This is a genomic window from Mitsuaria sp. TWR114 (genome assembly GCF_007997345.1).
The window spans coordinates 1-14,539 of sequence record NZ_VOSR01000187.1; the positions used below are offsets into that span (position 1 = coordinate 1).

The window sequence follows — 14,539 nt, forward strand, 5'->3', positions numbered from 1 at the left end:
CGCCGATGATGTCGTTGATGCGCCGCGAGCTCGACTCGATCTGCTGCATCACCTCGACCACCTCGCTCACCACGTCGCCGCCCTTGGAGGCCGACTCGCGCGTCGCGCTCACCAGCGCGTTGGCCTGCTGCGCCGAGCTCGCCGTGTGCGCCACCGTGCCGGTCAGCTCCTCCATCGACGAGGCCGTCTGCTGCAGGTTGGAGGCCGTCGCCTCGGTGCGCGCCGACAGGTCCTGGTTGCCGGTCGCGATCTCCTGCGTCGCGACGTTGATGGTCTCGGTGCCGTCGCGGACCTGCCGCACCATGCGCCGCAGCGCGTCCTGCATCGCGCTCAGCTCGCGCAGCAGCACGCCGATCTCGTCGCTGCGATCGACGACGATGTCCTGGCTCAGGTCGCCGCTGGCGATGGTCTGCGCCACCGCGCCGGCGCGCACCATCGGCGCCCGCACCGACTGCGTGATCCGCCACGCGATGAAGACGCCCAGCACCACCGCCAGGCCGGTCAGCGCCAGCATCAGCGCCGCCGCCTGCGAGGCCTGCTCGCGCTGGCGCGCGGCGTAGGCGTCGGTGTCCTCGGAGATCAGCGCCACGAGCTTCTCGACCGACGCGAGGTAACTGGTCGCCGCCGGGATCAGGGTCTGGTCGACCTGCCGGCCGCCCGCCGCCGGATCGGCCTTGATCGCGGCCATCACGCCCTTGCGGATGTCGACGTAGCGCTGGCGCTCGGCGGCGATGACCGGCAGCTGCGCCTTCTGCTCCGGGTCGTCGATGGCCTTCTCCAGGTCGGCCTGGAGCTGGTTGATGCGCTCGGTGGTGCGCGTCATCTCGCCGGAGAGGAATGCGGTCAGCCCGTCGTGCCCGCCGGACTTGGCCATCGCCATCACGCGGTTGAGGTTGAGCTCGGTCGCGGCGCGCCAGTTCGTGGCCATCAGCCGGCGCTGCTCGAGCACGTGCAGGCCGTCGCTCAGGCGCACCATCTCGCGCAGCTTCATCACCCCCACGCCGGTCATCAGGGCCGCCATCGCGAGCACCGCCGCGAAGCCGACCTGGAGCAGGGTGGTGATCTTCATCCGGTTCAGCGTCTGCAGCATGGCGGACTCCCGTCGACGTGGGTGCGATCGATTATGGGAGTGCCCCCTGGGCGCGGCAAGGCGGCGCGCGGCCGCCCCCCCGCGCTTGGAGGTGCGCGGGGCCGGGTCGTGCCAGAGGCCGGCCGTCGTCAGCCGAGGTAGAAGAAGGTCACCTTGCAGCCGCTGTTGATGCCGTAGATCCGGATCGGCGTGCTGGTGGTCTTGGCGGCGATCAACGCAGCGTAGACCGCCTTGACATTGGCCTGCCGCGCCGCGTTGTCGCTCTGGGTGCCCGCGTAGGTGAGCCAGGTGCCACTGCCGCAGTTGCCGGCGTTGCCTTCGACGGCGAACAGGATGCGGTCCGGCATGTAGGTGACCTCCATCGCGGTCACCTTGGTGCCGATCACCGACCAGTCGTAGCCCGGGTCGCCCTGTGCCCGGCCGACGGGCAGCAAGCCCAACGTCAATGCGGCGGCGGCGCCGCAGGTGCGTATGAATCCGATCATGGTGTCCTCCCTCTAGACGCGCTATCCGGTGCGCCGCGGTCGCGACGCCGACCCGGCGGCGGGCGCAAGGATAACCAGACCGCGCGATGGGCGTTACGGGCTCACATGCTGCGCCGGTATTGCCCGCCGACCTCGAACAGCGCCGCCGTGATCTGCCCCAGCGAGCAGACCCGCACCGCGTCCATCAGCACCTCGAAGACGTTGCCGTTGTCGATCACCGCCTGCTGCAGCCGCTTGAGCATCGCCGGCGACTCGGCCGCGTGGCGCGCATGGAACTCGCCCAGGCGCGTCAGCTGGCTTTGCTTCTCGTCCTCGGTCGAGCGTGCCAGCTCGATGTGCTCCGGCACCGGGTCGCCATGCGGGTTGCGGAAGGTGTTGACGCCGATGATCGGGTACTCGCCGGTGTGCTTGAGCATCTCGTAGTGCAGCGACTCCTCCTGGATCTTGCTGCGCTGGTAACCCGTCTCCATCGCGCCCAGCACGCCGCCGCGCTCGGCGATGCGCTCGAACTCGGTCAGCACCGCCTCCTCGACCAGCTCGGTCAGCTCGTCGATGATGAAGGCGCCCTGGCTCGGGTTCTCGTTCTTGGCCAGGCCCCACTCGCGGTTGATGATCAGCTGGATCGCCATCGCGCGGCGCACCGACTCCTCGGTCGGCGTGGTGATCGCCTCGTCGTAGGCGTTGGTGTGCAGCGAGTTGCAGTTGTCGTAGATCGCGATCAGCGCCTGCAGCGTGGTGCGGATGTCGTTGAACGCGATCTCCTGCGCATGCAGCGAGCGGCCCGAGGTCTGGATGTGGTACTTCAGCTTCTGGCTGCGCTCGTTGGCGCCGTACTTGTCGCGCATCGCCACCGCCCAGATGCGGCGCGCGACGCGGCCCAGCACGGTGTACTCCGGGTCCATGCCGTTGCTGAAGAAGAAGCTCAGGTTGGGCGCGAAGTCGTCGATGTGCATGCCCCGCGCCAGATATGCCTCCACGAAGGTGAAGCCGTTGGACAGCGTGAACGCGAGCTGCGAGATCGGGTTCGCGCCCGCCTCGGCGATGTGGTACCCGCTGATCGACACCGAATAGAAGTTGCGCACGTCATGGTTGACGAAGTACTGCGCGATGTCGCCCATCACCTTGAGCGAGAACTCGGTCGAGAAGATGCAGGTGTTCTGGCCCTGGTCCTCCTTGAGGATGTCGGCCTGCACCGTGCCGCGCACGTTGGCCAGCACCCAGGCGCGGATCTTGGCGGCCTCGTCGGCGGTGGGCTCGCGGCCGTTGTCGGCCTTGAACTTCGCCAGTTGCTGGTCGATGGCGGTGTTCATGAACATCGCCAGGATCGACGGCGCCGGGCCGTTGATCGTCATCGACACCGAGGTCGTCGGGTTGCACAGGTCGAAGCCGTCGTACAGGACCTTCATGTCGTCCAGCGTCGCGATGCTGACGCCGGAGTTGCCGACCTTGCCGTAGATGTCGGGCCGCGGCGCGGGATCGGCGCCGTAGAGCGTGACCGAGTCGAAAGCCGTCGACAGCCGCTTGGCCGGCATCCCTTCGGAGACCAGCTTGAAGCGGCGGTTGGTGCGGAAGGCGTCGCCCTCGCCGGCGAACATGCGGGTCGGGTCCTCGCCCTCGCGCTTGAACGCGAATACGCCGGCCGTGTACGGGAAGCTGCCCGGCACGTTCTCCAGCATCAGCCACTTGAGCAGCTCGCCCTGATCCTCGTACGGCGGCAGCACGACCTTGCGGATCTTGGTGCCCGAGAGCGACGTCGACACCAGCGCGGTACGGATCTCCTTGTCGCGGATCTTCACGACGTACTCGTCGCCGGCGTAGGCCTTCTGCATGTCGGGCCACTGCGCGAGCAGTTGGCGCGCGTCGGCGTCGAGCTTCGCCTGGCGCGATGCGGCCAGCGCCTCGAGCGCCGCCACGTCCGCCGAGGCATCGGACTGCCCCAGCATCGCGGCGCTGGCGCTGAGCTGCTGGATCTCGCGCGCGAGCCGCGCCTGCGCGCGGGCGCGCTTCTTGTAGGCGCGGACGGTGTCGCCGATCTCGGCCAGGTAACGCGCGCGCGCTGGCGGCACGATCGGCGTCTGGTGGGTGCTGAAGCGCGTCGCGGCGATCGGCAGGCGGCCGTCGCGCAGGTTCAGGCCGAGCTCCGCCAGCCGCGGCTTGAGCGCCTGGTACAGCGCGGTGACGCCGTCGTCGTTGAAGCGGCTGGCCATGGTGCCGAAGACGGGCATGTCCTCGGCCTTCTTCCCCCACGCCTCCTTGTTGCGCTGCACCTGCTTGGCGACGTCGCGCCAGGCGTCGGCCGCGCCCTTGCGGTCGAACTTGTTGATCGCCACGAACTCGGCGAAGTCCAGCATGTCGATCTTCTCGAGCTGGCTGGCGGCGCCGAATTCCGGCGTCATCACGTACATCGGCACGTCCACGTGCGGCACGATGGCCGCGTCGCCCTGGCCGATGCCGGAGGTCTCGACGATGACGAGGTCGAAGCCCGCCACCTTCGCCGCGGCGATCACGTCGGGCAGCGCCTGCGAGATCTCCGAGCCGAAGTCACGCGTGGCCAGCGAACGCATGTACACACGCGGGCCGGCTGTCCAGGGCGCGATGGCGTTCATGCGGATGCGGTCGCCAAGCAGCGCGCCGCCGCTCTTGCGGCGCGACGGGTCGATCGAGATGACAGCGATGCGCAGCGCGTCGTCCTGGTCCAGGCGCAGGCGGCGGATCAGTTCGTCGGTCAGCGAGGACTTGCCGGCGCCGCCGGTGCCGGTGATGCCGAGCACGGGGATGCGCAGGTCGCGGGCCGCGTCGCGCAGCGACTGCGTGAACGTGGCGTCGGCGCGGCCGTTCTCCAGCGCGGTGATCGCCTGCGCGAGCGCGCGCCAGGCGGCTTCGGAATGGCCCTGCAGCGCGGCGATCTCGCCGGGCGCGGCGGCGCTGAGGTCCTGGTCGCAGCGCATGACCATCTCGCCGATCATGCCCTGCAGGCCCATGCGCTGGCCGTCCTCGGGGCTGAAGATGCGCACGCCCTGGTCGGCCAGGTCGCGGATCTCCGCCGGCACGATCACGCCGCCGCCGCCGCCGAAGACCTGGATCTTGTCGCCGCCGCGCTGGCGCAGCAGCTCGACCATGTACTTGAAGTATTCGACGTGGCCGCCCTGGTAGGAACTGACGGCGATGCCCTGCGCGTCTTCCTGCAGCGCGGCGGTCACGACCTCGTCCACCGAGCGGTTGTGGCCCAGGTGGATGACCTCCGCGCCCATGCTCTGCAGGATGCGCCGCATGATGTTGATCGCCGCGTCATGGCCGTCGAAGAGGCTCGCGGCGGTCACGAAACGGACCTTCTGGGTGGGGCGGTACTCGGCCAGGGCCTTGTACTCGGCGGACATCTCGGTCATGCGTGTGTCTCCGGCTGGGGGGCGCGGTCGCCTGCGGACGGCGAGGGTGGTCCCGCCGCGGCGCCTGTCGTGGGTCGATCCCTTCTGGGGACCGACCATGGGCGCCGATTCTAGGTGCCGGTTGACGTTTACGTAAACGTGAGAAGCCCGCGCTTGTCGAGGCGCGAAGGGCGGGTAATCCCTAGGGCGAGGGGCTAGCCGCGGCGGCGTCGGGCCAGCGTCGCCAGCAGCGCCAGCCCGCCGAGGGTCAGCGCACCCATGCCCGGTTCAGGGACCGCGACGACCACGTCGGCGAAGGACTGGGCGTAGCTGACGCCGGCGCCGTTCAGCGCGGTGAAGCCGCTGATGGCGTTGCCGTCGGCATCGGTGACCGAGGAGATGCCGTCCCAGTAGAAGCTGTTGGTGAAGGCGGCGTACGACTGCGCGGTGAGGGCGCCGATGACCGTGTCCGCGCTGTCATGCAGGAAGGACGAGGACATCGCGGTGCCCTGCCACAGCATCTCGATGGGACGGCCGAACTCGAACTCCAGTTGCAGGTTGTAGATCCCGGTGCCCTCCCGCGAGCCGCCGGCGACGACGCGGTCGTTGACCATCGCCAGATAGTCGTACCCGTACTGCGACACCCAGCCCGGGCCGGGGAACTCCGCCGCGACCCCCGAGGCGCGCATCGTGAGGTTGGCGCTCCAGAAATAGGACATCTCGCGGTCGGGGCCGGGGATGGGCTGCCCCGTCGTCGAGTTGGTGGAGGAATGGCTCATGCCGACGTCGCCCTCGAGCACGACGCGGAAGTTCATGACCCCGCGGGTGCCGTCCACGCAGGTGAGGCAGGTGATGACGAAGCTGTCGGCCGCTTCCGTGCTGGCCATCGACTCGGCACGGGTGCCGGGCTGCACGCCGGACACCGAGGTCTGCGTCGTCGCGGTGCGCGATACGAAGGTGAGGTGGCCGAAGGTCGCGGTGGCCGAGGAACGCGCCTCGGCGTTCTGCACGAGGCTGGACGACTGGTCCAGCAGCACGGCGTCGGCGGCCGACCAGATGGACGAGCCGCCGGTCTTCCATTCGCCGATCTGCTCGGCGCTGCGCGCCGCGGTCTGGCTGCTCGCGGTGGCGATGGATTTGAACTCGGCGGCGCCGGCGGCTGCGCTTCCCAGCGACAGCAACGCGACCAGCAGGACCTCGACGGACACTCGATGCGAAATGTGGCGCATGGCGCTCTCCCTGCGGCGGGGGTGCCGCAAGCTGCGACAGTACGGCGATCCGCCGCATCGCGCGGCCCCTCCCAAACAGGACCGCGGGCACGGTGGTTGCGCGGTGGCAGGCGCGGCGATTGCTCCGCGCTGGCGCGTTCCGCCCGGCCCGTGCGCTCGGCATGGAACTTGCGCCGTCTCGGCGGTGAAGCCGCCGCAAGCCCCCGTTGCCAGCCCGGAGCCGTCCGCTCCGGCGGGGCTGCGCGTGCTCGTCATCGATGACGGCGCGCATCGCGCGGACCTGCTGCGCGACGAGCTCGCGCGCCAGGGGCACGAGGTGGTCGGCGTCATCGAGCAGGCGACGCTGATCCACGACTGCGTGCTGCGCCTGCAGCCGGACGTCGTGATCGTCGACGCCGAATCGCCGACGCGCGACACGCTGGAGAACCTCGCCACGCTCTCCGCCAAGATGCCACGCCCGGTGGTCGTCTTCGCCGAGGACGAGGACCGCGGCACCATGCGTCGCGCGATCCAGGCGGGCGTCAGCGCCTATGTCGTCGCGGACCTTCAGGCGCAGCGCCTGGCGCCGGTGTTGCACGTCGCCATCGCGCGCTTCGAGCAGGACCTCGCGCTGCGTACCGAGCTGAGCCACGCGCAGGCGCAACTGGCGTCGCGCAAGCTTGTCGACAAGGCCAAGGGCATCCTGATGCGCGAGCAGGGCCTGGACGAGGACCAGGCCTACCAGCGGCTGCGCAAGCTCGCCATGGACCGCGGCGAGCCGATCGCGCAGGTCGCTCGGCGGGTCATCGACGCGCACGAGCTGCTGCGGGGCTGAACGCACCGCCGCGGCGCATGGGCGCCGCAGGACGGTGCGTGCGAGGCGCCGGTCGTGATCAGCCTCGCCGACGTCGCGCCAGCGCGCCCAGCGCCGCCAAGCCGCCGAGCATCAGCGCCCACGTGCCGGGTTCGGGCACGACGGCGGCCGCCAGCGCGTAGTTGTAGCCATCGGCGCTCAGCGCGGAGATGTTCCCCACCGGGTTGTTGTCCAGGTCGGTGACGTAGACGCCGCCGAAGGTGATGTTGTCGATCTGGTTGGACATCGCGAGTGCCCAGGCGTCGGTCTGGCCGCTCGTGCCGGATTGGACGGCGGCCGTCACCCACGAGTGCAGGTGGAGGCCGAAGGTGATCGGCTCGCCGTAGACGAACTGGAACATCACGGCGCCGTCGTCGCGGATCTCCCAGGCGGAGTGGTTGCCGTTGCTCTGGATGTCGTACAGGGTGTACGAGGATCCGGCCTGGTCCTGGTGCGGTTCGCCCCAGGGCGGGGGCGGGACGCCGGTGCTCGACGCGCCGTTGGAGGTGGAATAGTTCAGCGCCGTCGTCTGGTAGGCGCCTTCGGGCTGGCCGGTCCAGGGACTGAAGCCGCCGGTCGAGATGTACTGGCCGAGGTTGCCGCCCACGGCCAGGCCCGCCCACGCGATGGTGCCATTGACGCAGGTCGGGCAGGTGATGACGAAGGTGTCGGTCAAGGAGATCGAGGAGGTCACTTCGACGTAGGCCGACCGCTCGAACGCGAGGGTGTTCAGGAAGACGCTGGCCGACGCGAAGTTGGACAGGCCGGTCCGGCTGCCCTGGCTCCAGCCCGTGGCGGTGGCCAGCAGCGAACCCGACGAGTTGTCCGTGACCGTCAGGTTCGCCGAGTCCAGCTGTCCCGAGGCGAGCGTGCCGGTGCGGCTGATCGGTCCGGCGACCGGCGTGGCCGCCCCGTCCCGATAGATCGCGGCCTGCTTGGTGCTGGTGATCTCCAGCGCCAGGGCCTGCCCGGACAGGCCGATGGCGAGCACGGCGGCGGCCAGCGGCCGCGCGCTGCGGGGTAGTGGATGCATGGCGGTCTCCCTTGCCGCATCGTTCGCGGCGGCTTCACGGAAGTTAGCCGACGGCCGACGTTCACGCCGCCCCTCGAAACCGCTTCCGCGGGCACGCCGCGTGCGCGGCCTTGGCACGCTTCATGCGTAGTGATCGACAAGCCCTCGCAACGGCGTGAGGGCCGCCCCAACAAGGTTCGGACAAAGGCGTCCGATCGCACCCGCGTACCGCGCCGGGTCCGATCGCGACGCCTTTTTTGTTTTCTTTCCCGGAGGTCTTGAATGCAACACGGTTCCAAGGAGGGTCTGATGAGCGCTGAGCGTCGCAAGCTGCTCGCCGCCGGAGCGGCGCTGGGCGGGCTGTCCGCGCTGCCGGGCGGTGGCGCCTATGCCGCGGGCTCGGACAAGCCGGAGAAGGAGGAGGTCCGCATCGGCTTCATCCCGCTGACCGACTGCGCGTCGGTGGTGATGGCCGCCGCGCTGGGCTTCGACAAGAAGTACGGCATCAAGATCGTGCCGACCAAGGAGGCCTCCTGGGCCGGCGTGCGCGACAAGCTCGTCAACGGCGAGCTCGACATGGCGCATGTCCTCTACGGCCTGATCTACGGCGTGCACCTGGGCGTGGCGGGTCCGAAGAAGGACATGGCCGTGCTGATGACGCTCAACAACAACGGGCAGGCGATCACGCTGTCGAAGAAGCTCGCCGAGGCGGGCGCGGTCGACGCCGCGTCGCTGACCCGCGCGATGAAGAAGGAGCAGCGCGACTACACCTTCGCGCAGACCTTCCCGACCGGCACGCATGCGATGTGGCTCTACTACTGGCTGGCCGCCGCGGGCGTGAACCCGATGAAGGACGCCAAGGTGATCACCGTGCCGCCGCCGCAGATGGTGGCCAACATGCGCGTGGGCAACATGGACGGCTTCTGCGTCGGCGAGCCCTGGAACCATCGCGCCATCATCGATGGTATCGGCATCACCGCGGCCACGACGCAGGACATCTGGAAGGACCATCCGGAGAAGGTGCTGGGCACCACCGGCGACTTCGTGAAGAAGTACCCGAACACCGCGCGCGCCGTGATCATGGCCGTGCTCGAGGCGGGCCGCTGGATCGACGCGAGCCTGTCCAACAAGCAGAAGATGGCCGAGACCATCGCCGACAAGGCCTACGTCAACACCAGCGTCGACGCGATCAACCAGCGCATCCTGGGCCGGTACCAGAACGGCCTGGGCCGGACCTGGGACGACCCCAACTACATGAAGTTCTTCAACGACGGCCAGGTCAACTTCCCCTGGCTGTCCGACGGCATGTGGTTCCTCACGCAGCACAAGCGCTGGGGCCTGATCAAGGAGCATCCGGACTACCTGGGCGTGGCCCGCCAGGTCAACCAGGTCGAGCTCTACCGGCAGGCCGCGACGGCGCTGGGCGTGTCGGTGCCCAAGGAGACGATGCGGTCGGCGAAGTTCTTCGACGGCGTCGTCTGGGACGGCAAGGATCCGGCGAAGTACGCCGATGCCTTCAAGGTCCGCGCCTGAGCGCGCTTCATCCGATCCCCGCAGGAGCCCGCCATGGTCAGTGCCGTTTTCCATTCCCCCACCGACGCCGCCGAGCCGATGAGCGCCCCGGTGGCCCCGCCCAAGCCGCTGGCCCGCGACGCGGCCAACGAACCGGTCGCGCCGTCCACGCCGGCCGCGCCGTCCGCGCGCCCGCCGCGCGCCGGCATCGACTGGCGCAGCCTGTGGATGCGCGTGCTGCCGCCGGTGCTCGGGCTCGGCCTGCTATGGCTCGTCTGGACCCTCGCCACGCTCAAGGGCGGCGCCTTCCCGACGCCCGGCGCGACCTGGGACGCCGCGGTCCAGCTGTTCGCCAATCCGTTCTATCGCAACGGCCCCAACGACCAGGGCATCGGCTGGAACATCCTGAACTCGCTGGAGCGCGTCGGGCTGGGCTTCGGCCTGGCGGCGGCGGTGGGCATCCCGCTGGGTTTCATCATCGGCCGCTTTGAATTCGCGAGCCGCATGCTGTCGCCGCTGATCAGCCTGCTCAAGCCGGTGTCGCCGCTGGCCTGGCTGCCGATCGGGTTGCTGGTGTTCAAGAGCGCCAATCCGGCGGCGATCTGGACCATCTTCATCTGCTCGATCTGGCCGATGGTGGTCAACACCGCGGTGGGCGTGCAGCGCGTGCCGCAGGACTACCTGAACGTCGCGCGCGTGCTGCGGCTGTCGGAGTGGAAGCTGGTGACGCGCATCCTGTTCCCGGCGGTGCTGCCCTACATGCTGACCGGCGTGCGGCTGTCGGTGGGCACGGCCTGGCTGGTGATCGTCGCGGCGGAGATGCTGACCGGCGGCGTGGGCATCGGCTTCTGGGTCTGGGACGAGTGGAACAACCTCAACGTGCGGCACATCCTGATCGCGATCTTCGTGATCGGCATCGTGGGCCTGCTGCTGGAATGGGCGCTGATGGCGCTGGCCAGGCGTTTCTCTTTCGACGATTGAGCGCATCAAGCGCGACCAGGAGATCCTGATGAGCACTCCCTTCATCCGCGTGCAGCGGGCCGACATGGTGTTCTCGACCCGCCAGGGACGCTTCCACGCGCTGCGCGACATCGACCTGGACATTGCCCAGGGCGAGTTCGTGACGCTGATCGGTCATTCGGGCTGCGGCAAGTCGACGCTGCTGAACCTGATCGCCGGCCTGCTGCGGCCCACCGGCGGCGGCCTGCTCTGCGACGGCCGCGAGATCGCCGGTCCGGGGCCGGAGCGGGCGGTGGTGTTCCAGAACCATTCGCTGCTGCCGTGGCTGACCTGCTTCGACAACGTGCTGCTGGCGGTCGAGTCCGTCTTCGGCGGCCGGGAACTACGTCCGCGACTGATGGCTCGGACGGAGGAGGCGCTGTACCTGGTCGGCATGGGGCACGCGATGTTCAAGCGGCCGCATGAGATCTCGGGCGGGATGAAGCAGCGCGTGGGCATCGCGCGGGCGCTGGCGATGGAGCCCAAGGTGCTGCTGATGGACGAGCCCTTCGGCGCGCTGGATGCGCTGACGCGGGCGCATCTGCAGGATGAGCTGCTGAAGATCGTCGCCGCGACGCGCAGCACCGTGGTGATGGTCACGCACGATGTCGACGAGGCGGTGCTGCTGTCGGATCGCATCGTGATGATGACCAACGGGCCCGCGGCGACGATCGGCGAGGTGCTGCCGGTGCGGCTGGCGCGGCCGCGGGATCGCGTCGCGCTCGCGGAGGATCCGGTCTACGTGCATGCGCGCAAGGCGGTGATCGATTTCCTCTACACGCGGCATCGCCACACGGAGGCCCGGGCGGCTTGAAGACCCTCACCCCAGGATGATCTGCAAGCTCTGCTGGTAATGCGCGGTGAGCAGATCCAGCCGGTCGAGCAGGATCTCGCTGCTGCGGGCCAGTCCCGCGGCCGCCTCGCGGCCATGGGCGTCACGCAGGCTGCGCATCAGTCGCAGCCACTCGGCGCCGACCTCCGCCAGCAAGGCCCGGATCGCGTCGCTCGACAGCGGCGAGCTCTCCAGCTCCGCCAGCCCGGCGGCAAAACGATCCAGGCTGTCGAGCAGCACCGCCGGGTTCCGGCTGGGCAGCAGGTCCGCCAGCAGCGCTTCCTTGGCCAGCTGCTGGCTCAGCATCCGCTGGCGACCGCAGAGGTTGACGACATGCAGCGGCTTGCCGCCGCCGCAGGCCGCGATGGCCGAGGCCAGCGCGTCGGAGTGCGCGCGAAGGTCCTCGGCGGCTGCATCGGCGGCGAGCAGGGCCTCGGCCGTCGGCTTGCCGGCGAGCAGCGGCTCCAGGCGCCGCCAGGCGTCGATGACCGGATCGACCTGCAGCGCGGCCCGCGATGAGACCGACTCCGGCGCAGCGGAGGACGAAGGCCCTGGCGCAGGCGACATCGAGGGCGACATCGCGGCGGCCGGCGCGGGCGACATCGGCGATGACATCGGCGGCAACAACGCGGGCAACAGCGCCGGCAACCGCGACAGGTTGCTCGCCACGCGCGCGCAGGACTCGTCCTGCAGCGTCTTCGCCCGCTTGGCCTCGATGCCGGCGGCCCGCTGCGCCATCAGCTTCACCAGCCGCTGGCTGAGCATGCGCTGCTGTCCGGCGAGGTTGACCGCCTCGGCCAGCTGCGCCGACTGCACCACCGAGCGCGCCACCTCGCCCAGTCGCAGGTGCGCGTGCATGGCGGTTTCGCGCAGCAGGCGGAAGGCGCTGTCCTCGTCCAGGTCGCGCGCCGACATCAGCAGGCCCTTGGCGCGCTCGGTCCACTTGCGGTCGTCGAGCTGCGCCCGCACCGCCGCGAAGCGGCCGGCCTGCCAGACGGCCCAGCGCAGCTGGCGGCGCAGCGCCTCGGCGGGAAGCATCGTTTCCAGGATGAGCTGCACCCCCAGCGCCAGCGCGCGCTGCTGGACGGGCGGCGGCAGCGCCGGCGCGTCGGGCACGACGGCCAGGCCGGGCAGCGCGCCCGGCGCATCGACCCCGGGCGACCTCCGGAAGGACTCGCCAGCGGCCTCGATCGCATCCAGCCAGCCGTCGACCTGGTCGGCGTCGGCCAGCAGCACGAAGGCCTCGACGGCCTGTTCTTGTGCGGCACGCACCAAGCTGTCGCGTCCGGGCTGGTGCACGGACGCCACGATCCAGTGCGGCGGCGGGTCCAGCAGGTCGGTCGGAACGCGATCGCCGCCCAGCAGCAGCACGCGGCGGGGCAGGGCATCGCCGTCGTCGGCGGCGTCATCGAGGGGGCGTGAGGCGGGCGCGGGCAGGGACGCGGACATGGGCGGCAGGCGGGGCGCGACAGAGGAGAAAGGCGGCGTCGGCCGCCTCGTCGGGGCGCCGGGAACCGGGGTGGTCCTCGGCGCGTCGCAGCATAAGCCCTTCGCGCCGACGGCGGGCGGCCTGGGTGCGGTGCAGCAAACTGGCACGCGACTTGCGAAGGGAAGCTCGTGGCGCAATGACGCGCCGCACCCGCGCGGGGTTCCGGCCCCGCGGTCTTCGCAGCGGGCCGCCGAGCGACCCGATGCCCCATCCGTCAGAAGGCCACGCCGAGCCCGGTGCTCGACGCGGCCTTTTTTCGTTCCAGCCACCCAGAGCCTCCCCGCCATGGCAGCGTTCCGCACCTTCCTGCGCTCCGGTCACGCCCCGACCCTCGGTGCGGCGTTCCTGTACTTCGCGTTCTCGTGCTGCATCTGGGTGCTGAACGGCGCGCTCGCGCCCTTCATCAGCGAGGCCTACCAGCTGACCGCCGCGCAGAAGGGCCTGATGCTGTCGATCCCCATCATGGCCGGCGCGCTGATGCGCTTCCCACTGGGCGTGCTGTCGCAATACATCGGCCGCAAGAACGCGACGCTGGTCGAGATGGCGCTGATCGCCGTCGCCATGGGCTATGGCTTCTTCATGGTCAAGGGCTACGACGACCTGCTCGCCATGGGCGTGCTGCTGGGCATCGCCGGCGCGAGCTTCGGCGTCGCGCTGTCGCTGGGCTCGGGCTGGTACCCGCCCAAGTACAAGGGCCTGGCGATGGGCCTGGTGGGCGCGGGCAACGTCGGCACCGCGGTGTCGGTGCTGGTGGCGCCGCCGCTGGCGCAGTGGCTGGGCTGGCAGACGGTCTACGCGGTCGCCGGCGCCGCGATCCTGGTGCCGATGCTCGTGATGATCGTCTTCGCCAAGGAGCCGCCCGATGTCGACAGCCATGCCGGCCTGCGCAGCCACATGGCCTGCCTGTTCGAGAAGGACGGCTGGGCCTTCAGCCTGATCTACGCGGTCACCTTCGGCGGCTTCATCGGCCTCATCACCTTCCTGCCCACCTACTACTACGACCAGTTCGGCGTCTCCAAGGTGCAGGCCGGCCAGCTGACGATGCTGGCGGCGTTCATGGGTGCCGCGGTGCGCGTGATGGGCGGCTGGATCTCCGACCGCTGGGGCGGTGTCAACACGCTGACCGTGGTGCTGGTCGCGGTGACGGTGACGCTGCTGCTGGTGGGCCTGGCCGGCGGATCGCTGGTGGCCACGACGCTGCTGCTGATCGCGTGCTTCGCCGCGCTGGGCGCTGGCAACGGCGCGCTGTTCCAGCTGGTGCCGCTGCGCTGGCCCGCGGCCACGGCGGTGGCGGGCTCGATGATCGGCGAGGTCGGCGCGCTCGGCGGCGGCCTGGTGCCCAACCTGATGGGCCTGTCCAAGCAATACGCCGGGACCTACTTCTGGGGCTTCGCGATCTTCGCGGCGCTGTCGCTGCTGATGCTGGGCGTGATGCGCGTGATGCAGATCCGCTGGACCCGCACCTGGGCCGAGCGCGGCGGCCGCGCCCGCGTGCCCGCCGCGGGCACGGCGAGCAGCGCCGCCTCGGCGCCGCCCCACGGGAGGGCCTATGAAGCGCGTTGACGCGGCCCGGCCGCGTTCAGCGCGGCAGGAACAGCAGCCAGACCAGCAGCAGCAGGTTGAGCAGCGCCGACAGGCCGAAGGCCAGTTGCCAGGCTGCGAGCGGGTTGCGGCGGGCGAGCGCGCTGCCGCCG

The 14,539-nt window shown here is 70.0% G+C and carries 11 protein-coding genes; 5 read left to right on the forward strand and 6 right to left on the reverse strand.

All coding sequences use genetic code 11. From position 1 onward, the window contains the following. The 4 genes from FUT87_RS08670 to FUT87_RS08685 form a co-directional block, all read right to left on the reverse strand. A partial coding sequence (locus FUT87_RS08670; protein WP_147240764.1) for a HAMP domain-containing protein occupies positions 1 to 1,090 on the reverse strand: 1,090 nt, incomplete at its 3' end. Positions 1,091 to 1,218: 128 nt separating this feature from the next. Continuing rightward, positions 1,219 to 1,575 carry a hypothetical protein gene (locus FUT87_RS08675; RefSeq protein WP_147240765.1) on the reverse strand — a complete coding sequence of 119 codons (357 nt, stop codon included), beginning with the start codon at positions 1,573 to 1,575 and terminating at the stop codon, positions 1,219 to 1,221. Between the two features lie 101 nt (positions 1,576 to 1,676). Continuing rightward, on the reverse strand, positions 1,677 to 4,961 hold the full coding sequence (icmF, locus tag FUT87_RS08680; RefSeq protein WP_147240767.1) for a fused isobutyryl-CoA mutase/GTPase IcmF: 3,285 nt from the start codon (positions 4,959 to 4,961) through the stop codon (positions 1,677 to 1,679). Between the two features lie 194 nt (positions 4,962 to 5,155). Further along, positions 5,156 to 6,169 carry a PEP-CTERM sorting domain-containing protein gene (locus tag FUT87_RS08685; RefSeq protein ID WP_091719823.1) on the reverse strand — a complete coding sequence of 338 codons (1,014 nt, stop codon included), beginning with the start codon at positions 6,167 to 6,169 and terminating at the stop codon, positions 5,156 to 5,158. A 244-nt stretch (positions 6,170 to 6,413) separates the two neighbouring features. On the opposite strand from FUT87_RS08685, the gene FUT87_RS08690 reads away from it, so the two are divergent. Then, positions 6,414 to 6,983 carry an ANTAR domain-containing response regulator gene (locus tag FUT87_RS08690; protein ID WP_222617097.1) on the forward strand — a complete coding sequence of 190 codons (570 nt, stop codon included), beginning with the start codon at positions 6,414 to 6,416 and terminating at the stop codon, positions 6,981 to 6,983. A gap of 58 nt (positions 6,984 to 7,041) precedes the next feature. On the opposite strand, the gene FUT87_RS29915 is transcribed toward FUT87_RS08690, so the two are convergent. Then, a complete protein-coding gene (locus FUT87_RS29915) occupies positions 7,042 to 8,034 on the reverse strand; it encodes a PEPxxWA-CTERM sorting domain-containing protein (RefSeq protein WP_222617098.1) in 993 nt (330 codons plus the stop codon). 288 nt (positions 8,035 to 8,322) lie between these two features. Here FUT87_RS29915 and FUT87_RS08700 point away from each other — a divergent pair, with 288 nt between their 5' ends. The 3 genes from FUT87_RS08700 to FUT87_RS08710 are packed head-to-tail and all read left to right on the forward strand — an operon-like array spanning position 8,323 to position 11,338. Continuing rightward, entirely contained in the window at positions 8,323 to 9,546 is a 1,224-nt protein-coding gene (locus tag FUT87_RS08700) for a CmpA/NrtA family ABC transporter substrate-binding protein (protein WP_147240769.1), read from the forward strand. Between the two features lie 33 nt (positions 9,547 to 9,579). Beyond that, the gene (gene ntrB, locus FUT87_RS08705; protein WP_147240770.1) at positions 9,580 to 10,506 is read left to right on the forward strand and encodes a nitrate ABC transporter permease; all 927 of its coding nucleotides are present in this window, start codon (positions 9,580 to 9,582) and stop codon (positions 10,504 to 10,506) included. Positions 10,507 to 10,534: 28 nt separating this feature from the next. Then, on the forward strand, positions 10,535 to 11,338 hold the full coding sequence (locus tag FUT87_RS08710) for an ABC transporter ATP-binding protein (RefSeq protein ID WP_175538131.1): 804 nt from the start codon (positions 10,535 to 10,537) through the stop codon (positions 11,336 to 11,338). A 6-nt stretch (positions 11,339 to 11,344) separates the two neighbouring features. Here FUT87_RS08710 and FUT87_RS08715 read toward each other — a convergent pair whose 3' ends face one another. After that, positions 11,345 to 12,805, reverse strand: a complete 1,461-nt coding sequence (locus tag FUT87_RS08715; RefSeq protein ID WP_147240288.1) for a type IV pili methyl-accepting chemotaxis transducer N-terminal domain-containing protein — start codon at positions 12,803 to 12,805, stop codon at positions 11,345 to 11,347. Positions 12,806 to 13,130: 325 nt separating this feature from the next. Between FUT87_RS08715 and FUT87_RS08720 the strand changes: the two genes are divergently transcribed. Further along, entirely contained in the window at positions 13,131 to 14,408 is a 1,278-nt protein-coding gene (locus FUT87_RS08720) for a nitrate/nitrite transporter (protein ID WP_147240771.1), read from the forward strand. Positions 14,409 to 14,539 lie beyond the last annotated feature (131 nt).

Excerpts from the sequence above, each read along its gene's own strand:
- FUT87_RS08715 (WP_147240288.1), bottom strand. The coding sequence starts at position 12,805 with ATGTCCGCGTCCCTGCCCGCGCCCGCCTCACGCCCCCTCGATGACGCC.
- icmF (WP_147240767.1), bottom strand. The coding sequence starts at position 4,961 with ATGACCGAGATGTCCGCCGAGTACAAGGCCCTGGCCGAGTACCGCCCC.
- FUT87_RS08685 (WP_091719823.1), bottom strand. The coding sequence starts at position 6,169 with ATGCGCCACATTTCGCATCGAGTGTCCGTCGAGGTCCTGCTGGTCGCG.
- FUT87_RS29915 (WP_222617098.1), bottom strand. The coding sequence starts at position 8,034 with ATGCATCCACTACCCCGCAGCGCGCGGCCGCTGGCCGCCGCCGTGCTC.
- FUT87_RS08710 (WP_175538131.1), top strand. The coding sequence starts at position 10,535 with ATGAGCACTCCCTTCATCCGCGTGCAGCGGGCCGACATGGTGTTCTCG.
- FUT87_RS08720 (WP_147240771.1), top strand. The coding sequence starts at position 13,131 with ATGGCAGCGTTCCGCACCTTCCTGCGCTCCGGTCACGCCCCGACCCTC.
- FUT87_RS08675 (WP_147240765.1), bottom strand. The coding sequence starts at position 1,575 with ATGATCGGATTCATACGCACCTGCGGCGCCGCCGCCGCATTGACGTTG.
- FUT87_RS08700 (WP_147240769.1), top strand. The coding sequence starts at position 8,323 with ATGAGCGCTGAGCGTCGCAAGCTGCTCGCCGCCGGAGCGGCGCTGGGC.
- ntrB (WP_147240770.1), top strand. The coding sequence starts at position 9,580 with ATGGTCAGTGCCGTTTTCCATTCCCCCACCGACGCCGCCGAGCCGATG.